Origin of the sequence: Sphingomonas adhaesiva (assembly GCF_036946305.1) — a bacterium.
In the GTDB taxonomy this organism is placed as follows: Bacteria; Pseudomonadota; Alphaproteobacteria; order Sphingomonadales; family Sphingomonadaceae; genus Sphingomonas; species Sphingomonas adhaesiva_B.
Genome location: NZ_JAQIJJ010000010.1, coordinates 1 through 21,663 on the forward strand (window position 1 = coordinate 1; position 21,663 = coordinate 21,663).

General features: G+C 66.8%; 18 protein-coding genes. 5 read left to right on the forward strand and 13 right to left on the reverse strand.

Annotated elements, in window-relative coordinates; translation table 11 throughout:
* Positions 1–62 precede the first annotated feature (62 nt).
* Both PGN14_RS15350 and PGN14_RS15355 read right to left on the reverse strand, forming a co-directional pair.
* Positions 63–239, reverse strand: coding sequence for a hypothetical protein (locus PGN14_RS15350; protein WP_335300457.1), 177 nt, complete (start codon positions 237–239; stop codon positions 63–65).
* A 663-nt stretch (positions 240–902) separates the two neighbouring features.
* Positions 903–1,553, reverse strand: a complete 651-nt coding sequence (locus PGN14_RS15355) for a hypothetical protein (protein ID WP_335300458.1) — start codon at positions 1,551–1,553, stop codon at positions 903–905.
* Positions 1,554–1,675: 122 nt separating this feature from the next.
* On the opposite strand from PGN14_RS15355, the gene PGN14_RS15360 reads away from it, so the two are divergent.
* The gene (locus PGN14_RS15360) at positions 1,676–2,671 is read left to right on the forward strand and encodes a glycosyltransferase family 2 protein (protein ID WP_335300459.1); all 996 of its coding nucleotides are present in this window, start codon (positions 1,676–1,678) and stop codon (positions 2,669–2,671) included.
* Positions 2,672–2,784: 113 nt separating this feature from the next.
* Here PGN14_RS15360 and PGN14_RS15365 read toward each other — a convergent pair whose 3' ends face one another.
* The 10 genes from PGN14_RS15365 to coxB form a co-directional block, all read right to left on the reverse strand.
* Complete coding sequence (locus PGN14_RS15365) at positions 2,785–3,954, reverse strand: acyl-CoA dehydrogenase family protein (RefSeq protein WP_335300460.1); 1,170 nt, start codon at positions 3,952–3,954, stop codon at positions 2,785–2,787.
* A gap of 75 nt (positions 3,955–4,029) precedes the next feature.
* On the reverse strand, positions 4,030–4,752 hold the full coding sequence (locus tag PGN14_RS15370) for a Crp/Fnr family transcriptional regulator (RefSeq protein ID WP_335300461.1): 723 nt from the start codon (positions 4,750–4,752) through the stop codon (positions 4,030–4,032).
* Positions 4,749–5,117: a response regulator gene (locus PGN14_RS15375; protein ID WP_335300462.1), complete on the reverse strand. Its 369-nt coding sequence runs from the start codon at positions 5,115–5,117 to the stop codon at positions 4,749–4,751. The genes PGN14_RS15370 and PGN14_RS15375 overlap by 4 nt, the downstream gene beginning before the upstream one ends.
* Before the next feature lie 11 nt (positions 5,118–5,128).
* The gene (locus PGN14_RS15380; RefSeq protein WP_335300463.1) at positions 5,129–6,682 is read right to left on the reverse strand and encodes a sensor histidine kinase; all 1,554 of its coding nucleotides are present in this window, start codon (positions 6,680–6,682) and stop codon (positions 5,129–5,131) included.
* Positions 6,683–6,739: 57 nt separating this feature from the next.
* Positions 6,740–8,812, reverse strand: a complete 2,073-nt coding sequence (locus PGN14_RS15385) for a S9 family peptidase (RefSeq protein WP_335300464.1) — start codon at positions 8,810–8,812, stop codon at positions 6,740–6,742.
* Positions 8,813–8,938: 126 nt separating this feature from the next.
* Complete coding sequence (locus PGN14_RS15390) at positions 8,939–9,991, reverse strand: c-type cytochrome (RefSeq protein WP_335300465.1); 1,053 nt, start codon at positions 9,989–9,991, stop codon at positions 8,939–8,941.
* Between the two features lie 8 nt (positions 9,992–9,999).
* Positions 10,000–10,566 (reverse strand): cytochrome c oxidase assembly protein, encoded by a 567-nt coding sequence (locus PGN14_RS15395; protein ID WP_335300466.1) that lies wholly within the window; start codon positions 10,564–10,566, stop codon positions 10,000–10,002.
* Positions 10,566–10,970, reverse strand: a complete 405-nt coding sequence (locus PGN14_RS15400) for a hypothetical protein (RefSeq protein WP_335300467.1) — start codon at positions 10,968–10,970, stop codon at positions 10,566–10,568. The genes PGN14_RS15395 and PGN14_RS15400 overlap by 1 nt, the downstream gene beginning before the upstream one ends.
* Positions 10,967–13,492 (reverse strand): cytochrome c oxidase subunit I, encoded by a 2,526-nt coding sequence (gene ctaD, locus PGN14_RS15405; RefSeq protein WP_335300468.1) that lies wholly within the window; start codon positions 13,490–13,492, stop codon positions 10,967–10,969. The genes PGN14_RS15400 and ctaD overlap by 4 nt, the downstream gene beginning before the upstream one ends.
* Positions 13,489–14,412 carry a cytochrome c oxidase subunit II gene (gene coxB, locus PGN14_RS15410; protein ID WP_335300469.1) on the reverse strand — a complete coding sequence of 308 codons (924 nt, stop codon included), beginning with the start codon at positions 14,410–14,412 and terminating at the stop codon, positions 13,489–13,491. Before coxB ends, ctaD begins: the two co-directional genes overlap by 4 nt.
* Before the next feature lie 115 nt (positions 14,413–14,527).
* Here coxB and PGN14_RS15415 point away from each other — a divergent pair, with 115 nt between their 5' ends.
* The 4 genes from PGN14_RS15415 to PGN14_RS15430 all read left to right on the forward strand — a co-directional run bounded on the left by PGN14_RS15415 (position 14,528) and on the right by PGN14_RS15430 (position 18,926).
* Positions 14,528–16,108 carry an alpha-amylase family glycosyl hydrolase gene (locus tag PGN14_RS15415; RefSeq protein WP_335300470.1) on the forward strand — a complete coding sequence of 527 codons (1,581 nt, stop codon included), beginning with the start codon at positions 14,528–14,530 and terminating at the stop codon, positions 16,106–16,108.
* An 83-nt stretch (positions 16,109–16,191) separates the two neighbouring features.
* Positions 16,192–17,202: a glycosyltransferase family 4 protein gene (locus PGN14_RS15420; protein WP_335300471.1), complete on the forward strand. Its 1,011-nt coding sequence runs from the start codon at positions 16,192–16,194 to the stop codon at positions 17,200–17,202.
* 84 nt (positions 17,203–17,286) lie between these two features.
* On the forward strand, positions 17,287–18,180 hold the full coding sequence (locus tag PGN14_RS15425) for a DMT family transporter (protein WP_335300472.1): 894 nt from the start codon (positions 17,287–17,289) through the stop codon (positions 18,178–18,180).
* 17 nt (positions 18,181–18,197) lie between these two features.
* Positions 18,198–18,926, forward strand: coding sequence for a glutaredoxin (locus PGN14_RS15430; protein WP_335300473.1), 729 nt, complete (start codon positions 18,198–18,200; stop codon positions 18,924–18,926).
* A gap of 48 nt (positions 18,927–18,974) precedes the next feature.
* Here the strand turns inward: PGN14_RS15430 and PGN14_RS15435 are convergent, their stop codons facing one another.
* Positions 18,975–21,530: a TonB-dependent receptor gene (locus tag PGN14_RS15435; protein ID WP_335300474.1), complete on the reverse strand. Its 2,556-nt coding sequence runs from the start codon at positions 21,528–21,530 to the stop codon at positions 18,975–18,977.
* Positions 21,531–21,663: the final 133 nt, after the last annotated feature.

The following is a 21,663-nucleotide window of genomic DNA, read 5'->3' on the forward strand; positions in this document are numbered from 1 at the left end:
CCTATGAGGTGCTCGCGCGCCACGGCGGGTAGGCGCCCCACCCAGGGGCGCCGGGCCGGTCGTCAGAGCGGAAAGTAACCCGATTTGGGGCGACGTCTTGCCAAGGCGTCGAAGCAGATCAGATAGGAGATCATTGGCACCAGCCACATCACCCGCGACTGGTATCGCTCCGCATTGCCCGAGATAGCCCCGCAAATCATGGCATTGATCGTCAGGCACAGCAGGATCACGACCAACAAGGCGCCCCCACTTTCGCACCATGGAGCGGTTTTTGGCCATGACCACCGCGGCGGCCGCGGTCGAGATTATCAGAAAAAAACCAATGATGCTGTTCGCCAAGCGATAATCGATCTTTGCGGCGCAACTCATCTGTCCGGTACGACAAGCATCCGATGGGGGACAATGGCGGTGAAGACGGAGAATGCCGGATCCCGCCAGCGATAACTCCGGTCCTCCAAAACCTCTTGGACACGAAAATTGACGAGAAGCCGACCAACGTTCTCCACCACTGCGCTCATCAATTCGACCGGTCGCTCCAACAAAACGGCAGTCACGAAGGCCGGTTGTTGCTTGATAAGACGCACCCGGCTGTCATAGTCAGCATTCTGGAACGATCCAGAACGAATGCTATCGTCCCACAGGATAGTGTTATTATCCGTCAGATCTTGTCGAGATAACGACACCATTCCGAGACAGGACGCTTTGGACAGTTCTGCTGGAGATAATGCAGTCCCGGTCCATCCGCAATAATGCGTGCGGCGACAAACGGCGGAGAGTAGATATCCTCACCACGCGTTTTCTTCACGAAGATCGGGAGGCGGCGTTAGCAAACAACGACACGCCACAAATCACCGCAACGAGAACGGCGCCACGGCGCGACAGCACATCAGGATGGCGTCTTATCAAGAGTAGACAGCCGTCATCGCCATCAGCGTACACACGAGAAGCAGATTGGATGTATGAAAAACGCACGCAATCAATAACGTGACGGACAAAAGCGCGATACGTGCCCAAGACAGCATATTCCATTTCAGGACAAGCAACGCGAACGCCAGGATGCCAAGCGGAGAGGCGAAATCAGGCATGATGAAAAAGATGAAAATCGCCGCTGACGTGGTGAATGCCAGCAGCGCAACCGTCAGTTCATAGAATAGCCAAACCTCGAACAAATCCACGACAATCCAGATCAATGCCGACGTCAGCAACGATTGCAGGGCAACGAGCAGCCATGCCGACCCAATCCGCGACCCGCTATAAAGATACAAACTATAGTACGGCGACCGGGATGCGGATACGGTATAGGCTAGCCTAACTTCACGCGCTTCGGCCGCCGCCCCACCGCCTTTCCCACGCAAGCTGACAGCCTCGGACTGCACCGGTGCGATCCCGAGCTTCTCCCCGACCGCCTGCCCCAAGACATAGTATGACTTGGTATCCGAAAAGACCTGAGGCTGCCCCGAAATGATGCAAGGCACCATCAGGATGATGGTCGCCAGAAGCAGGCGACCTAAGAAAAAGCTGTTTCCTTGCAACGCCCTAGCAAAAAAAACCATGCGCCCCCGGCTCAGTTCATCGCCTAGCGGATCAATGCTGCACCTGCACTGCTAGCAATCCAGCCGGGTCACCGCTACAGGAAATCTTGTAGCAACGATCCGCTTCTGGGGAATCGACGAACATGGCTGCCAAGATTGCGGTGCTGCTACCGTGCTATAACGAGGAAGCCGCCATTGGCGAGACGGTCGCGGGTTTTCGCGCCGCACTGCCGGAGGCGACGATCTACGTATATGACAACAACAGCGTCGATCGAACGGTAGAGGTCGCCAGTGCCGCCGGAGCCGTCGTGCGACGCGAGCGCGCCCAGGGCAAAGGGAATGTCGTACGCCGGATGTTCGCGGACATCGATGCCGATATTTACGTCATGGCGGATGGCGATGCGACCTATGATGCGACGTCTGCCCCCGCCCTGGTCCGTCGCCTTGTCGATGAGCAGTTGGACATGGTCGTGGGCAGCCGTATATCGACGGCGGACCTTGCGTATCGCCGGGGCCATCGCTTCGGCAATGCGCTGCTGACGGGCATGCTGGCCAGGCTGTTCGGTCGCAGCTTCACTGACATCCTGTCCGGCTACCGGATTTTCTCCCGTCGGTTCGTAAAGAGCTTCCCGTCCCTCTCTGCAGGTTTCGAAATCGAGACGGAGATCAGCGTTCATGCGTTAGAGCTTAAAATGCCCTGCGCGGAGATGGAAACGTCTTACTTCGCGCGCCCGGAAGGCTCCATCTCCAAACTGTCGACGTACAGCGACGGGATCCGTATCCTACGAACCATCGTCATGCTGTATCGGGTCGAGCGTCCGTTGCTGTTCTTCGGTGCCTTTGCTTTAGCCCTCGCCTTGCTGGCAACCGCCCTTACCATCCCGCTCGCAATCACCTACGCCCAAACAGGATTGGTACCGCGTTTCCCGACCGCCATCGCGGCAACGGGATTGGTAATCCTCGGCGCGCTGAGCTTATTTTCGGGAATTATCCTCGACACGGTGGTACGCGGCAGGCTGGAGGTTCGGCGACTGGCCTATCTGAGCGAACCTGCGGTGAACTCCGACCTGTTCGAAGATGAGAGAGCCGTTGCACCTGTATCACCTTCGCACGACGCCACACCCGAATTAGCGCGCTAGAATGGATGAGACTTGGCCCGGATGAAGTCGGCAAGCGGTGACACCGTCATCCCGATCGTGAACCAGAGCGCATTCCCTAGACGACGGCCGGAAGAGAAGATCGCTCTTTTCCCTCAATAACTCCGCGGCAGCCCCAGCACATGCTCGCCGATGAAACTCAGGATCATGTTCGTGCTGATCGGCGCGACCTGATACAGCCGCGTCTCGCGGAACTTGCGCTCGACGTCATATTCCTCCGCGAAGCCGAAGCCGCCGTGGGTCTGGATCGCCGCCTCGCCCGCAGCCCAGCTCGCCTCCGCGGCCAGCATCTTCGCCATGTTCGCCTGTTCGCCGCACGGCTCGCCGGCCTCGAACCGGCGCGCGGCGTCCTGCACCATCAGTTCGGCGGCGCGCATCTGCGCATAGGCGCGCGCGATCGGGAATTGCACGCCCTGGTTCTGCCCGATCGGGCGCCCGAACAGCACGCGCTCCTTCGCATAATCGCGCGCCTTTTCGATGAACCACTTGGCATCGCCGACGCATTCCGCCGCGATCAGGATGCGCTCCGCGTTCATCCCCGACAGAATGTAGCGGAACCCCTTGCCCTCCTCCCCGATCAGATTGGCGGCGGGCACCTCGACATTGTCGAAGAAGACCTCGGTGGTGGAATGGTTCATCATCGTGCGGATCGGACGGATGGTCAGGCCACCCGCCGCCTTCGCCGCGTTCATGTCGAGCAGGAAGATCGACAGTCCCTCGATCCCGCGCGCCACCTGGTCGCGCGGGGTGGTGCGCGCCAGCAGCAGCATCAGGTCGGAATGCTCGGCGCGGCTGGTCCAGATCTTCTGCCCGTTGACGATATAGCGGTCGCCATCGCGCACCGCGACCGTCTTGAGCGCGCCGGTATCGGTGCCGCTGGTCGGCTCGGTCACGCCGAACGCCTGTAGCCGAAGGTCGCCGCTGGCGATGCGCGGCAGATACTCCTGCTTCTGCGCGTCGCTGCCGTGGCGCAGCAGCGCGCCCATGATGTACATCTGCGCGTGGCAGGCGGAGCCGTTGCACCCGGCGCGCTGCACCTCCTCCAGCACCGCCGCCGCGGCCGACAGCGGCAGGCCGGAACCGCCATATTCCTCCGGGATCAGCGCGGCGAGATACCCCGCTTCGCCCAGCGCGGCGACGAACTCCGCCGGATAGGCCATGTCGCGGTCCAGCCGCCGCCAATATTCGCCCGGAAATTGCGCGCACAGCTTCGCCACACCGGCGCGGATCTCGGGAAAATCGGTTCCTTGCAGGCTGCCCGTCATCGCCTCTCCTCTCGTCGCCCACGCTGTCGCGTGGTCGACCGGCGATGTCCAGCCGTTTAAGCCGGGCGCCTTACGTCAGGCAGCGGTATCCTGCACGCGCGGCGGCTGGCGTCCGATCTTCTGGGCCAGCGCGACCGGATCGGTCAGCGTCACGCGGCCGCCCTTCCATTGCAGGTCGCCGTCGCGGCGTGCCTGCTGGACCATGCGATTAACGTGGACGGAGGTCAGCCCCAGCGCATCAGCCACCGCCTCCTGCGTCAGCGGCACGTCGAACGCATTACCGCGCGCCAGCCCGTTGAGCGTCAGCCGCTCGTGCAGTTCCAGCAGCAGGTCGGCGATCCGCTCCTGCGCGTTGAAGCGACCCAGCCGCACAATCTGCGCCAGCAGCTGCGCCTCGTCCATCGCCCGCGCGATCGCATAGGCGGCCGCCAGATCGGGCAGCTGTGCGGCATCCGGCGGGGTGCACACCATCACGTCGGTCACCGCCACCACGGTCGCGGTGGCCAGCGGCTGCGGCACATCCGACAGGCCGATCACGTCGCCGGGCACCAGGAAATTCAGGAACTGGCGGCGCCCGTCCGGCAGCAACCGGACGCGGGCCGCCCAGCCGCGCACCAGCAGCTGCGGCGCCTCGATCGCGCGCCCCTCGCTCAGCAGCTCGCGGCGCGCGCGTACCGTTTGCACATGCGCCACCGCCACGGCCAGCGCGGACAAGGTCGCGGGGGCGAGCGGCGACAGCGCCGCCAGCCGCAGCAGCGCGGCTTCATGTCCCTGCATCGACAAAGCGGTGCGCATCATTGCTTCTCCGGTGCGGCAACCAGCCGTTCGATGGCGCGCACCACGGCGCCCGGTGGAAACGGCTTGGCAAGCCGTGGCGTGTCGCGATAGGCGCGCGGCATCGCCCAGTCATCATAGCCGGTCACGAACATGAACGGAACACCCAGTTCCGCCAGGCGGTCCGCGATCGGATAGGATTCCGCGCCGTCCAGATTGACGTCGAGGACCGCCAGATCGATCGGCTCCGCCGCCGCCACCGCGGCCAGCCCGGCATCCAGCGACCCCACCGGCCCCAGCACCACCGCATCCTGATCGCCCAGGGCACGCTTCAGGTCGGACGCGATGAAATATTCATCCTCCACGATCAGGATACGCTTTCCAGTCAACGGATGGACATTCATCGACGACCCTCGGCCTCCTCGACCAGCGGCAGGACGATGGTGCATCGTACACCACCGCCCAGAAATTCCAGACTGGTCTTGGCCCCCAGCCGATACGGTAGCGCCTCCTCGATCAACTCGCTGCCAAACCCCTGACAAGACGGGCGAACCGACAAGGCGGGCACACCCTGTTCCGTCCATGTAAGGGTGAGACGGCGGCGATTTCCTTCATCTGTATCAACCTGCCAGTGTATGCAAACGGTTGCATTGGCGAACTTGAACGCGCCATATTTCACCGCGTTGATCGACAGCTCGTGGATCGCCAGTCCGAGCGACTCCGCGACCGATGGCCGCAAGGTCACATCCGGCCCCTCCAGCGTCAGACCGCGCCCGTCGCTGACGCCGACGCTCAGCAATTCGTCGCGGATCAGGTTCTCCAGATCGACGTCCTGGCTGGCGGTCTGCGTGACGATCACCTGCGTCCGCGCGAGCGCATCCAGCCGGCCGCGGAAATGGTCCGCCACATCCTCCAGCGTGCCCCCGTTCTCCGCGGTGCGTGCGAAGACGGAGCGGACGACGGTGAGGATGTTGCGCACGCGGTGCTGCAACTCGCCCACCAGCACGCGCTGCTGCTCCTCCAGCATGCGCAGGTCGTGGACATCGGTCGCGGCGCCGAACCAGTGGGTGATTACCCCGCGGCGGTCGCGCACCGGCACCTGGCGCACCAGGAACCAGCGATAGCCGCCGCACCGTTGGCGCATCCGGTATGGCAGCTCCATCGGCGCGCCGGTGTCGTAGCTGCTGCGGAACGCCTCCGCGACGCGCGTGACATCTTCCGGATGGACCGTGTCGAGCCAGGTCCAGTGCTGGACGTCGTCGATATCCGCGCGTCCCGTGAAGGCGGTCCATTGCCGGTTGGAGGTCGCACCCTCACCCTGCGGCCCGCTGCGCCACAGCATCGCGGGCACCAGTTCCAGGCTCAGCCGGCGGATCTCCTCGCTTTCGCGCAGCGCCTCCTCGCCGCGCTTGCTGCGCAGTGCCTGGACGATCGCTGGCGCCAGTTCCTCCACCGCCTCGCGATCCTCCTCGCGGAACCCGCCGTCGCGATTGCCGAGCGCAATCAACCCGATCGTGCGCCCGTCGTGACGCAGCGGCACGCCCAGAAAACTGCGCAGCGGCGGATGCCCCGACGGCACGCCGATCCGGTCGGGATGACGATCCGGCTCGTTGGCGATCAGGCTGGCGTCGTCCAGGATCACGCGCCCGTGCAGCCCATTGACGTGCAGCCCGACCGGCAGCTTGCCATCGGGCCAGCGCGGATCGTCGGCGGTGAACGCCTGCCAGCCGCGCTCGCTGATCGCCAGATCCTCCAGCCGCCCGCTATCCTCGTTCACCTCGCCCATGAAGCTGAACGCGGCGCCGGTGATATCCTCCGCCACGCGCAGACACACCTGCCCCAGCGCCTCGATGGAATGCGCCGACAAGGCTTCGCCGAAGATGCGGTTGATCCCTTCCAGGACCGCATTCTTGCGCTTCAGCGCATCGGTCAGAATCGCGTTACGCTGTTCCATACACGTCACCCACCGGTCGCGGTTTGAGGCTCCGTCCCTTTGTTTACAATGACATGATTAACGCACGCCGACCGTTTGGCCGGTCCGATAGCGGTCGAACCAGCCCAGAATCGCGGATGCCTTGGCCGCCGCCTGCGACGGGCGCGCGGCGATGCCGCCGTGGCTCGCGCCGGGCACCTTCACCAGCGCGGTGGGCACGCCCTGAATCTGGAGCGCGGCATAATATTGCTCCGCCTCGCTCACCGGGGTGCGATAATCCTCGCTGCCCACGACGACCAACGTCGGGGTCTTCACATTGCCGATCAGGCTGATCGGGGATCGGTTCCAATAGCCGACCGGGTCCTCCCACGGCTTCTTGGTGAACCAATATTGCGAGGTGAACAGCGTGTTGTCCATGGTCAGCGCCTCGCTGATCCAGTTGACGACCGGCTTCTGCGTCGCCGCCGCGCGGAAGCGGTCGGTCTTGCCGACAATCCACGCGGTCAGCAGCCCGCCGCCCGATCCGCCGGTGACGAACAGGTTGGCGGGGTCGGCAGTGCCGTCCGCGATCGCGGCATCCACCGCGGCCATCAGGTCGTCGTAATCCTGCGCCGGATAGGTCTTGTTGATGAGGTTCGCGAACTCCGCGCCATAGGAGGTGGACCCGCGCGGATTGGTCCACAGCACGGCATAGCCGCCCGCCGCATACAGTTGCACGTCGGTGCTGAACGAGGGACCATAAGCGGAATGCGGCCCACCGTGGATCTCCAGGATTAGCGGCAGGCGCTGCCCCGGCTGGTGTCCCGGCGGCACCGCCAGCCAGGCGTCGACGGGACGGCCGTCGGGCGCGGTCACAGCCAGCTTGCGGATCGGTGCAAGCGCCTTGGACGCCGCCATCACCGCATTCAGTTGCGTTAGTCGCCGCGCCTTCCCGCCGGACCAGACCCAGACGTCCGCCGGAACCGAGGCGTCACCTCCTGTAAACGCAACGGTGCCGTTGCGCGCGACCGAGAACTCGCCGCCGGTATAGGGCCGGTCGAGCCCGTCGCCCGCCAGCGTATCGGTGATCGGCGTCACCCGGCCGTCCAGCGCGATCCGTGCCAGCTTGCGCCGGCCATGATCGTCGTAGCTGGCATACAGGCTGCGCCCGTCCGCGGCCCATTGCGCGGCCTCGATGCTGCGGTCGAGCGATGCGGTCAGCGAACGCGGCGCGGCGCCATCGCTGCCGCCGACGTACAATTGCTGGTTCTCATAGGCGCGGCGGGTATCGTCGAACCCGGTCCAGGCGAGTCGCGTGCCGTCGGGTGACCAGATCGGGCTACCGTCCGGACCATCGCGCGTGGTCAGTTGCGTCAGCTGGGCGGAGGCGACATCGACCGCGTAAAGGTCGCTGTTCATCACCTGACGCTCGGCATCCTTGCCGCGGATCGCGGAGAAGACGACGCGGCGCCCGTCCGCGCTCCAGTCGATCGGGCCACCGTCATCGAACCGCCCGAAGGTCAGCTGCCGCGCCGCGCCGCCGTCCGCCGCCACGACGAAGACATGGTCATAGCCCGGCTTGCGATAACCCGGACCGTCGTTGCGATAGGTGACGCGGTCGATCACCTCCAGCGGCGGCGCCCAGTTCGCACCCTCCGGCTTGGGCGGCGCCTTGCCCAGCGTACTCGCCTCGCCCGCGACATTGGCGACATAGGCTAGGCGCATCCCGTCGGGCGACCAGGCGAGCGAATTGGGTTCGTTGGGCAGCGCGGTGACGCGCGTCACCGCACCGCCCGCGCCGTCCGACCCGACCCAGCGCACGAACAGCTGCGACCGGTCGCCATCCCGCGCGACATAGGCGATGCGGGTGCCGTCGGGCGACCAGCGCGCGCCCGATCCGTCGCTGGCGAACGGCACCTGCCGCCCGCTCGCCACGTCGATCAGCCACAGCGACGACACCATGCGATCGCTCATCACGTCGCCGCTGCGCCGGACATAGACGATGCGGCGGCCGTCCGGGCTGATCTGCGGATCGGCGGCGATCGCCAGCCCGAACAGGTCGCCGCCGGTGAAGCCGCGCACCGGCGCGTCGGGCGCCGCTGCGGTCGGCTGAACCTGCGCGACACTGGGGGCGGAGACGAGCAGCGCGATCAGGGCAAGGGTGGCACGCAAGGCAATCGACTCCCGGAATGGATATGCGCGCAGTCAATGCCGCACGGCCGCCGGGGTGCAAGCCGTTTCGTTACGGGTGCCGTACCAACCTATGTTGGACCATCGGGCGCAAGCCGGCCCGTCGGGTCAGCGCTGCCCCGCCAGATAGCGCGCCAGCGGGTCGATCATCTCCTCCGGAATACGCCGCGCGATCACAGCCATCGCATCCTGCGGCAGCCGGGCGTCGACCTCGCCTTCCTCCGCGCGCCAGTCGCGCAGCCGCTGCGCCAGATAAGTTGCGCGCTGGCCGGCGAGCACCGGTTGCGCCTTGCCGGGGGCGTGACAGGCGGCACAGGCGGGCAATTGTCGTTCGGGCAGGCCGCGCTCGACGATCCGGCGCGCTGCCGCCGATCCGGCAGGCGTCGCGCCCAGTCCCGGCATCGCCGCGAGATGCGCCGCCAGCGCGCGACGCTCCGGCGCGGTCAGCGTCGCGGCGGCGTTCGCCATCACGGCGCTGGCACGGCGACCATCGGCATAGGCCGCCAGTGCCGCCTCCAGATAGCGCGGATTCTGCCCGCCGAGGATCGGGATGTCGGGCTGGCCGCGCCCGCGCCCATCGCTGCCGTGGCAGGCGACACAGCCCGCCAGCACCTTGCCGCCCAGCGCACGCGCATCGGTCGTCCCCGCGCCCGTCGCCGCGCCGCTCAGCCGGCGATACTCCGCCGCCGACATGCCCGGCAGGCGGCGGACGAAGGCGACCATGCGGCGCACCTCGTCGTCGCGCCCCCCGGCACCCCAGGCCGGCATGCCGGTGAACTTCACGCCGTGTTTCAGGATGTAGAACAGCTCGGCATCGCTCCACTTCTCCTTCGTCTCGCCGGTGGTCAGGTCCGGCGCGTGCGGCGTGGCGCGCTGCATCACCGGCGAGGGACGCTGCCCCGGCGCGCCGTGACAGGTGGCGCATGCCGCGGCAAAATGCCCCGCCGCACTCACCAACTGCCCGTCCGTGGCGATCGGGTTCCGAGGCGCCTCCAGCAGCGTATGCGTGCGCACCGAATTGCGCATCGTCCAGTGCAGGAACCAGTTGCTGATCGCCCAATGCCCGGACGAGGCGGCGATGTTGAACACCCCCGACCAGGCGAACAGCAACCCTGCCAGCGCCAGTGCCACCAGCGCCGCCGCGACGCGCCTCCAGGTCACGCGGATCGTCATGCGGGTCGCGCCTCCCTCAGGATCGTGCCAAGCATCCACAGCCCGCCCAGGCAGTAACTGGCGCCCCCCACCAGCAGCATGACCACCCCGCCCAGCTGCTGGTCCGCCAGCGCGTCCAGTCCCGGCGCGGGATGCATCGCCATCATCGCATAGAGCGGCCGGTCAGCCAGCCCGATCAGCGCACCCAGCAACGTCATGTGCATCGACGTCAGCAACAGCGCCGCCGCCCCCGCCGCGGGCTGCGCCAGCGCGGCGCGCCACAACGCGATGCCCAGCACCAGGAACATCGCCTGCTCCAGCAGCGCCGCCGCGACATACATGTCCGCGACATCGCGCAGCGCCGGTGCGTGCCAGCCCCATACCACCACGAACTCCGCCATCGCCCAGGCCAGCGGCGCGCCGGCATGAACCGCGCGCGGGCAGCGCAGCGCCGCCGCGATCACCGGCGCGGCGACCGCCACAGCAACCATGTGCGCGGCCATATGCCCGGTCATCCCCAGTCCCGCGAACGCCAGCAGCGTCGCCGCCAGCGCGATGATCCACCCGGTCGCGCGCGCCGCCATCACCGGCAATCCGTCAGCATCAGCGCGGGCGCCGCGGTGAACACGACCGCGACGAAGCTCAGCGCCGCCAGCAGCATCGTCGCATGCGCCAGGAAGCGCAGCCGGTCGATGTCGGTGCCCTCGTCGTGCGGGGGCGGATCGCCCGGCGTGCGCGACTGGATCCAGGCGACCCACCCCGATGCCGCAATGATCGCCAACGCCACGCCGGTGCCGATCAGGAAGGCGGTGGTGAAGCGCGGGAACGCCCCCAGCTTCGCGCAACTGACCGCGACCCACAGATAGCAGAACAGGAAATGGACCGCCCATACGCCCGGCGGAACGATCAACGTCCATAAGGTGACGCGCAGCCCGCGCACCCGCTCGCGCAGCCCGCCGCGCCCTTCGTTGGGGGTTTCGTTCTTCATGACACCCCCGGGAACAGCCCGATCGTCGCATAGGTGACGATCGCGGTGACGGCCATGAAATGGTGATAGACGGTGATGTTGCGGACGTCGGCGTCATAGCGCGGCGTCATCCGCCCCGCGAGGCTGCGCGCCATGGTGTAGAATTGCATGATCGCGCCGACCGCATTGTGCGTCACCGTCCAGATCACCAGCGTATAGACGATCGCGGGATAGACATGCAGGCTGGGCTGCAGCCCGGTCGTCACCGGCCCCGCCACCCCCGCGCCGATCGCCGCCAGCGACACCAGCCCACCGATGCCGAGCAGCGCCCGCGCCGCGCCCTCGCCGCCGCGCGCGTTCAGCTCGCGCGCGGCGACGGTCATCGCCCAGGCGGCCAGCGTCAGCGCCAGCGCGACCATCGGCCAGAACGTCCCCGGCCCCTCCATGCCCACGCCCGTCGGCGGGAAGTCATCCGCCCGCGTCCAGAAGAAGAAATAGCCGAAGACCAGCCCTGAGAAGGCGGTAGCATCCGCCATCATCGTGATGAACATCGCCCACCACCCGCTCGACGACGCACCCGAGCAATAGAGCGGCACCGACAGGCCGTGGCCGATCGCCTTGCGCTCCTTCTCCGGGATCTCGCCGGTGCCGGTCCACAGCCAGTAGAGCACGCACGCCAGCGTCGCCGCGACGCCGACCGCCGCCAGCCAGTAGAGGTGGTAGGTCGTCAGGATGAACACGCTGCCCAGCACGCCCGCGGTGACCATCGGCACCACGCTGGGGGTGCCCAGCCGGATCACCTGGATCGGCCGCGCGTCCAGCACGGTGGTGACGATCGTCTCGCGCCGGCCCTCTTCCGCATCGGGCAGGAAATAGCGCCCCTCATCGACGTTCCTGACGAAGTTCTTCTGGTCCCAGATCGGATAGCGGCTGCTGATGAGCGGGACGGAACGGATGCCCCAATCCTCGTCGTCCGGATGTGCCAGCCATTCCAGCGTCCCCGCCTGCCACGGGTTGCGCTCGGATTTGGCACGCCATGGGCTGCGCGCCAAATCGATGCAGATCATCAGCACGCCGGCCGCGAACACGAACGAGCCGATCGTCGAGGCCATGTTCAGCCCCCCGATCCCCAGTTCCGCCGGATAGGTGAAGACGCGCCGCGGCATCCCCATCAATCCGCTGAAATGCATCGGGAAGAACGTCAGGTTGGCGCCCGCGAACAGGAACCAGAAGGCGGTGCGCCCGATCCGGTCGGACAGCTTCTTGCCGGTGATGAGCGGCCAGTAATAATACAGCCCGCCGAACAGCGGGATCAGCGTGCCGCCGATCAGCACGTAATGCAGATGCGCGACGATGAAATAGGTGTCGTGCGCCTGCCAGTCGAACGGCGCCACCGCCACCATCACGCCCGTCAGCCCGCCGATGACGAAGATCGCGATCGATCCCGTGGCGTAGAGCAGCGGCGTCGACCACACGACGCGCCCGGCCCATAGGGTGGCGATGAAGGCGAAGATCTGGATCCCGGTCGGAATCGCCACCGCCTCCGACGCCGCGGAGAAGAACGCCAGGCTGATCTTGGGCAGCCCGGTCGTGAACATGTGGTGGACCCACAGCCCGAACGACAGGAACGCCGTCCCCACCGCCGCCAGCACGATCCAGGGATAGCCCAGCAGGTGCCGCCGCGCGAACGTCGGCACGATCATCGCGAACAAAGCGATCGACGGCAGGAAGACGATATAGACCTCCGGGTGGCCGAAGATCCAGAACAGGTGCTGCCACAGGATCGCGTCGCCGCCCTTCGCCGCGTCGAAGAACGGCCAGCCCATCAACCGTTCCAGCTCGAACAATATATCCCCGGCGATCAGCGGCGGGAAGGCGAACAGGATCATCACCGCCACGACCAGGATGTACCAGGCGTAGAGCGGCATCAGGTTGAGCCGCATCCCCGGCGGCCGCGTCTTCAGCACGCCGACGATCAGTTCCACCGCGGCGGCGACCGACGACACCTCGATGAAGCTCAGCCCCAGCATCCAGATGTCCGCGCCCAGCCCGGACAGGTCGGTGCGCGTCGTGAACGGCGGATACATGAACCACCCGCCATCGGGCGCCACGTCGAAGAAGATCGATCCCGCGACGAACACCCCGCCGATCAGGAAGCTCCAGTAACCGAACGCCGACAATCGCGGGAACGGCAGGTCGCGCGCACCCAGCAGCTGCGGCAGCAGGATCACCGCCACCGCCTCGAACATCGGCACCGCGAACAGGAACATCATCATCGACCCGTGCAGCGTGAACAGCTGGTTGAAGGTCGATGGCGTGACCAGATCGTTGCCCGGGGCGGAGAGCTGTGCGCGCATGATCAGCGCCAGCACGCCCGCGAACAGCATGAAGGTGAAGGCGGTCAGCGTGTACCACACGCCGACGCGATTGTTGTTGACGTCGGTCCAATGCCCGAACCACCCGCTCGGCGGCTTCCACACCGCGCGCAGCCGTTCCTCCTGCGCGCGCCGCAGTTCGATGTCGTCCTGCGCGTGGAGGCTCACTGCAACGTCTCCAGATAGGCGGCGATCGCCGCGGCATCGGCCGCGGGCATGTGCGGATAGGCAGGCATCCGCGCGCCGGGCTTCACCGCCGGCGCCGCGCGGACGAAGCGCACCAGATTGGCGCGCGTCATCGGCATGATCCCCGCACCCAGCGTCGTGCGCGCGCCGATATGGTTCAGATCAGGGCCGATCGAGCCCCAGCGCGCCGCCGCATCGCCCCCGATCGCATGGCAGGCGGTACAGCCATAAGCGGCAAACGCCCGCGCCCCACGCCCGGCAACGGCCGGCGCAACACGCTCGCGCGACGCCAGCCAGCGATCGAACGCCGCCGGTTCCATCGCGATCACGTCGAACGCCATCAGCGCGTGGCTCAACCCGCAGAATTCGGCGCATCGCCCACGGAAGCGCCCCGCCTTCGTCGCCTTCACCACCAATGTGTTGGTGCGCCCGGGCACCATGTCCATCTTGCCCGCCAGCCCGGGCACCCAGAAGCTGTGCAACACGTCGCCCGCGGTCAGCCGAAACACGACCGTCCGCCCGACCGGCACCCGCACCTCGTTCGCATCGACCACGGCCGCAGCGCCGGCGGGCTGGTAGCGCACGCGCCACCAGAATTGCTCACCTTGCACCGCGATGCGCAGGTCGCCGGGCGTCGCGCGCAGCGGGCGCATCTGCGGCAGCGTCACGACCAGCAGCGTGAGGAGCACGATCGTCGGCACCACGCCGCCGGCCCACAGCACCAGCCGCATCCCGCCACGATGCGTCAGCGCGTTCGGCCTGGCGCGCATCGCCAGTATCATCAGCACCGCGACCGCGACGAAGATGACGACCGCACCCGCGACCATCCACCAGGTCAGCGAGGCGAGCGCCGCCGCTTCCGCACCGAAGGTCGAGAAGACCGACTGCCGCCCCACCTCCATCTACCCGCTTTTCCCGCTGCCCCCGATCGTTTCACAAACGTCCTGATCGAGGTCAGTTCCGTAAGCTTTTGTTGCCGGGTGGCCGGCGACCGCCATCAAGGGTTAGGACAGCCGCATGACGATTCCCGAGGACACGCCATGGTGGCGGCACGGCACCATCTATCAGGTCTATCCACGCTCCTTCCAGGACAGCGACGGCGACGGCATCGGCGATCTGGCCGGGATCGAACGCCGGCTCGACCATATCGCGACACTGGGCGTCGATGCGATCTGGCTGTCGCCGATCTTCCCCTCGCCGATGGCCGACTTCGGCTATGACGTCGCAGATTATTGCGGCGTCGAGCCGATGTTCGGCGATCTCGCCGCGTTCGACCGGCTGCTCGCCGCGGTACATCAGCGCGGGCTGAAGCTGCTGCTCGATTTCGTCCCCAACCATTCCTCCGACCGGCACCCCTGGTTCGTCGAGAGCCGCTCCAGCCGCACCAGCCCCAGGCGCGACTGGTACATCTGGCGCGACGCGGCGCCGGACGGCGGACCGCCCAACAACTGGATCAGCGATTTTGGCGGCTCGGCATGGGAATGGGACGAAGCGACCGGGCAATATTACCTGCACGCCTTCCTGAAGCAGCAGCCCGACCTCAACTGGCGCAACCCGGAGCTCAAGCGCGCGATGCTCGACGTCATGCGCTTCTGGTTCGATCGCGGAGTCGATGGCTTCCGCATCGACGTGCTGTGGCACATCGTGAAGGCGGAGGGGTTTCCCGACAACCCGCCCAACCCCGTGTGGCGACCGGGCATCACCGAGCGCGATCGCGTGATCCAGCAGCATTCGACCGACCAGCCGGAGGCGCACGCCATCTCGGCGGAGATGCGCGCGCTCGCCGATGCATATGGTGGCCGCGTCCTGATCGGCGAGATCTTCCTCCCCAACGATCGCCATGCGCGCTGGTACGGCACGCCCGAGCGCCCGCAGGTCCATTTGCCGTTCAACTTCCAACTGATCGAGAATGCGTGGGATGCGGCGACGCTGCGCAGCATGATCGCCGCTTATGAGGCATCGCTGCCCCGGCACGGCTGGCCCAATTGGGTGATCGGCAGCCACGACGCGCCACGCATTGCCGCGCGCATCGGCGAGGCACAGGCGCGCGTCGCGGCGATGCTGCTGCTGACACTGCGCGGCACGCCGACACTGTACCAGGGCGATGAGATCGGCATCGGCCAGGTCGACATCCCGTCCGACCGCGTGCGCGATCCGCAGGAGCTGCGCCAGCCCGGGATCGGCATCGGCCGCGACCGGTCGCGCACGCCGATGCCGTGGGACGACAGCGCCTTCGCGGGCTTCAGCACCGCCGAACCGTGGCTGCCGCTCAACCCGGACTGGCGCACCCGCAACGTCGCCGCGCAGGAGCGCGATGCGGGGTCGATGCTGGCACTCTACCGCCATCTGCTGGCGCTGCGCCGCGCGCACCCGGCGCTGTCGCTGGGCGAGTTCGCGCTGGTCGATGCCGACCGTGACGTGCTCGCCTATGAGCGGCGTCAAGGCGACGAACGGCTGCTGGTCGCGCTCAACCTGTCGGACCGACCGCGCGCGATGCCGTTCGCGGGCGAGGTGCTGCTGTCGACGCTGGACGGGACCGCCAGTGCGGCGTTGCGCCCGAACGAGGGGGTCATCCTCTCCGCATCACCCCGGGCTTGACCCGGGGTCCCGCTTCCTTTCCACCGCTCGATAAGAAGCGGGACCCCGGCTCACGGCCGGGGTGACGTAGCAGGATAGCCGATATGAAGATCGCGATGCTCGCGCCGATCGCGTGGCGCACGCCACCGCGCCATTACGGTCCGTGGGAACTCGTCACCAGCCTGCTGACCGAGGCGTTGGTCGCGCGCGGCGTCGACGTCACCTTGTTCGCCACGCTCGACAGCGTCACCGCCGCGACGCTCGACGGCGTGGTGCCCGCACCCTATTCCGAAGACCCCGCGATCGACGCGAAGGTGTGGGAATATCGCCACCTGTCGCACCTGTTCGCGCAGGCCGGCCGCTTCGATCTGATCCACAATCAGGCCGATTTCCCCGCGCACGCCTTCGCTCCGCTGGTCGACACGCCGATGGTGACGACGATCCACGGCTTCTCCTCCGACCGCATCCTGCCGATGTACGCGCCGTGTCAGGATCGCGTGCATTATGTCGCTATCAGCGATGCCGACCGGCATCCCGCGCTGCGCTATGCCGCGACCATCCACCACGGCATCCCGCTCGACGATTTCGCGTTCGATGCGCACGGCAGCGACGACCTGCTGTTCTTCGGTCGCCTCCATCCCGACAAGGGTGCGGCGGAGGCGATCGCCGCGGCGCGCGCAGCCGGCCGCGCGCTCGACCTGTACGGCATCGTGCAGGATCAGGGCTATCACGATCGCGCGGTCGCGCCCGCGGTCGACGGCACAACGATCCGCTATCATGGCGCGGTCGGCGGGGAAGCGCGCGTGAGGGCGCTGGGCGGTGCGCGCGCGCTGCTCCACCTCATCAACTTCGACGAACCGTTCGGCTTGTCGGTGGTGGAGGCGATGGCATGCGGCACGCCCGTGATCGCCACCCGGCGCGGCTCGATGCCCGAACTGATCGACCACGGCGTCACCGGCTTCCTGGTCGACACGCCACAGGACGCCGTCGCCGCGATCGCCCGCGTCGGCGAGATCGACCGCGCCGCCTGTCGCCGCGCGGTGGCGGAACGGTTCAGCGTAGCGCGGATGGCGGACGATTATATCGCGCTGTACCGGCGGATCTTGGGGGAGTGACCTCCCTTGCGTCACCCCGAACTTGATCCGGGGTGACGGCGTGGTGACGTGACCCTTGCCATCCCCCGCCCCACCGCCCAATGCATGACGATGCGCCTGCGCGATTTCCTCCTGCTCGTCGCGATCTGCCTGATCTGGGGCTTCAGCAACGTCGTCAGCAAGATCGTGGTCAGCGACTGGCAGGTGCCGCCGCTGTTCTTCGCCGCGGTGCGCTTCGCGATCGTCGCGACCGCGACGCTGCCGTGGCTGTTGCCGATGCCGCGCCCGGCGTGGCGCATCATGGCGATCGGCCTGCTGATGGGCGGCGGCAATTTCGCCTTGCTGTTCCTCGGCCTTCAGACCGCGTCGCCGTCCGCCGCGGCGGTGGTGATCCAGATCGGCGTGCCCTTCACCACGTTACTGTCGGTCGTCATCCTGAAGGAAAGCATCCATCGCCGCCGCGCGATCGGCATCGCGCTGACCTTGGCGGGCGTGGTGCTGGTGGTGTGGCGGCCGGAAGGCGTCGCGCTGTCGGGCGGGTTGTTCTACATCGTCGCCTGCGCGTTCGCGGGATCGCTCGGCGCGATCCTGATGAAGCAGATGGAGGACGTGCCCCCGCTGCGTTTCCAGGCGTGGGTCGGGCTCGTCTCGCTGGTGCCGCTCGCGATCGCGTCCGCACTGTGGGAGCATGGCCAGTGGAGCGCCGCGATCGCCGCGGGCTGGCCGTTCCTCGCCGCGCTGCTGTTCGCGGCGCTGTTCGTGTCGGTCTTCGCGCACACCGCATATTACGGGCTGATCGGCCGGTACGAGGCCAATCTGCTCGCGCCGCTGACGCTGATGACACCGCTGGCGACGATGGCGCTGGGCGTTGCGCTGACCGGCGATCACCTCGACGCGCGGATGATCGCGGGCGCGGCACTGGCGCTGGGCGGCGTGCTGATCGTGGCGCTGCGGCGCAAGCGCGCGACCGAGGTTCTGCTGATGAACGAGCGCGCCTGACCCGCTATATCGTGGGCATGAAGACCGCCACGCTCCACCGCATGGTCATGCCCGACCATGTCTGCCCCTATGGCATCAAGGCCAGAGACCTACTGCGCCGCCACGGCTATCATGTCGAGGACCATCACCTCACCACCCGTGCCGAAACGGACGCGTTCAAGGCCGCGCACGACGTGAAAATGACGCCGCAGGTGTTCGTCGACGGCCAGCGGATCGGCGGTTACGACGACACGCGCCGTTTCCTGGGGCTGCGCGTCGCACGACCGGGCGCGACCAGCTATCGCCCCGTCGCCGCGGTCTTCGCGATGACCGCGCTGATGGCGCTCGCCGCCAGCACCGCGGCGTTCGGCACGCCGTTCACGATCCGCGCAGGCGAGTGGTTCGTGGCGTTCAGCATGTGCGTGCTGGCGCTGCTGAAGCTGCAGGATGTGGAAACCTTCTCCACGATGTTCCTCAACTACGACCTGCTGGCGCGGCGCTGGCCGCGCTACGGCTATGTCTATCCGTTCGCGGAAGGGCTGGCGGGCGTGCTGATGGTCGCGGGCACGTTGCGCTGGCTGTCGGTGCCCATCGCGCTCGTCATCGGCGGGATCGGCGCGGTGTCGGTGTTCAAGGCGGTCTATATCGATCGCCGCGACCTGAAATGTGCCTGCGTCGGCGGCAGCAGCAAGGTGCCGCTGGGCTTCGTCTCGCTGACCGAGAACGTCATGATGGTGGCGATGGCGGTGTGGATGGCGGCGATGTGAGAGGGGCCGCTACCGTCACCCCGGCGAACGCCGGGGTGACGGAGGATGTCAGAACTTCGCCCCCAGCCGCAGGCCCAGCGTGCGCGGCGCGATCGGCACCGCATAGGGCCGCTGATAGCACGACCCGCACTGGATGAAGCGCGAGATCTGCCCGCGTTCGTCCCATATGTTCCGCGCGAACACCTCGACCGTGTAATTGCCCCATTCCGCGCCGACCGCGAGATTGCCGGTGGTATAGGCGGGCAGCCGCCCGATCTCCGCCGCCGGATTGGCGATCCGCCCCGTCCCGGCCTCCACCGCGCGCAGCCGGATGTCGGACGCCGCCGAACTCTGATGCGCCACCAGCGCCTGGATATAGGCGTTGGCGGCGCCGATCGGCACGGTGTAGCGCGCCGTCCCGCTGATCTTGAACCGCGGCGTGATCGGCAGGCGCGTGCCCGCGGGCGAGACCACGTCGTCCGGATCGCCGCTGCACACCGCGGTGGTGCACAGGTCGGTACGCGTCACCGCATCGGTATAGGCGCCGGTCACCCCCAGCGTCAGCCCGCCCGCGGTCAGGTTGGCGTCCATCTCGACCCCGCGGATGCGCGCATTGGGGCCGTTCTGGATTACGGTGAAGCTGTTCTCGCCCAGGAACGAGAACTGGAACTTGTCCCAATCCTGCTGATAGACCGCACCGTTGAAGCGCAATTGCCCGCCCAGCAGCGTCGTCTTCCACCCGATTTCGTAATTGGTCAGGAAGTCTGCGGCATAATCGGCCACATCGCCGCGCCGGTTGATCCCGCCCGGACGGAATCCCTTCGACACCGTGCCGTAGAACAGCAGCCCCTCGGCCGGCTTCCACGTCGCGTTGAAGCGATAGGTGACACCCTGCCCCTCCGCCTCCTTGGGCACGACGCCGCCGGCGTTGTTGGGCACGCCCAGGTTGACGCACGGGATGTTGTCGACGTCCGGCGTCGTCAGGAAGCCGGTGATCGGCCGCCCCGCCAGATAGGCGTCGCGCAACGTGCCCCCACCCGCGAGATAGCAACCCGCCACGCCGGTGCGGCTGCTGCCCGCGGCGTTGAACGGCGACGCGGTATAGGGGCGGCCATCGGCGGGATCGACGCCGGGATTGCGCCCGAAGCCGAAGAAGCCGACCAGCGAATTGTCGTAGATGAACGCCCGCGCGCCCGCCGTCAGCGTCAACGTCGGCGCCAGATCGAAGCTGGCCTCGCCGAAGACCGCATAATCCTTGTCGACGCGATGCTGACGCGTCAGCCACAGCGTCCCGGGATAGCCGTTCGCCGACACCGTGCTGCCCAGCCCCGGGATCTGATAATCCTGGAAGATCAGGTTGCTCTGCCGCTGGTAGAAGGCGCCGGCGACCAGCCGGAACGGCTCGTCCGCGGGCGAGGCGACGCGCAGTTCCTGGCTCGTCTTCTTGAAATGATCGGTGCCGACGATGCGCTGGCGCGGATCGATCGTGTTGCCGGCATTGTCCTGATAATAGAAATAGCCCGCCAGTCCGCCGACCGACGAATAGAGGTTGTCATAGGCCTCCGCATAATCGGTATAGTCGCTGGATTGCAGCGCCTTGCGATCGAGATACGCGCCCGAATAGGTCACGTCCCAATTGCCCAGTTGCCCCTCGATCGTCAGCGCCGCCTGCACGAAGCGGTCGCGGCGGAACTCGGGATAGAAGCGCTGCACCTTCAGGTCGCCGACGCGCGCGTCATAGCCGTAGCTGCCGTGGCTGCGCTGCTCCTGATAGAGCACCGTCGGCGTGACCGTCCAGCTGTCGTCCAGATCGATCTTCAGTGCGGCGCGACCGCCATAGGTCTCGGTATCGTTATAGTCGTTCTTGACGAAGGCGGCGTTGGTGACGGTGCGCCCACCGATGAACGTCCGCGATCCGGCCACGTTGTCGATGAAGCCGGCGTCTTTCTGATAGAAGCCGACGACGCGCAGCGCCATCGACGCCGATAGCGGGATGTTGAGCATCCCCTCCGTCGTATAGCCGATGCCGCCCTTCTCGACCGTGTTCACCTCGCCGTCGACACGGCCGTAGAAGCCGGACAGATCAGGCTTGTTGGTGATGATGCGGATCGTCCCCGCCTGGCTCGACGCGCCGTACAACGTGCCCTGTGGTCCGGCGAGGCTCTCGATCCGCGCGATGTCGTAGATATGGATGTCGAGCGTGCCGCCGATCGTCGTTACCGGCTGCTCGTCCAGATACGTGCCGACCGACGGCAGCGAGCCGGAATGGTTGCCGTCGCCGCCGCTCGCCACGCCGCGCATATAGACGGTGGTGACGCCCGGCTGGCTCGACTGGAACGCGACCGAGGGCAGTAATTGCGTATATTGGTTGAAGTTGGAGATGTTCAGCTGGTCCAGCCGCCGCGTGCCGATCGCCTGGATGCTGATGGGGACGTTCTGAATATTCTCGTCGCGCTTCTGCGCGGTGACGATGATATCGTCGCCCTGCGTCGCGCCGGGCGTCTCCGCTGCGGTGGTCTGGCCCGATCCGGTGCCCGGCGCCTCCTGTGGAACCCCCTGTGCCAGTGCCGGCATCGCCGCGGTCGCCAGCAGCGACACCAGAATTCCCCGACCCAATCCCGTCACCGCCTACCCCCGTCGCAGTCGCTTTTGCCGGGATGCTGTTCCCGCGTGCGCACGTCGTCAATCGGATGTCACGGAAATGTTCGGAAACATCGCCAAGCGTTGCGGATATGTCACGACCGCCTGCCCGTCCCGG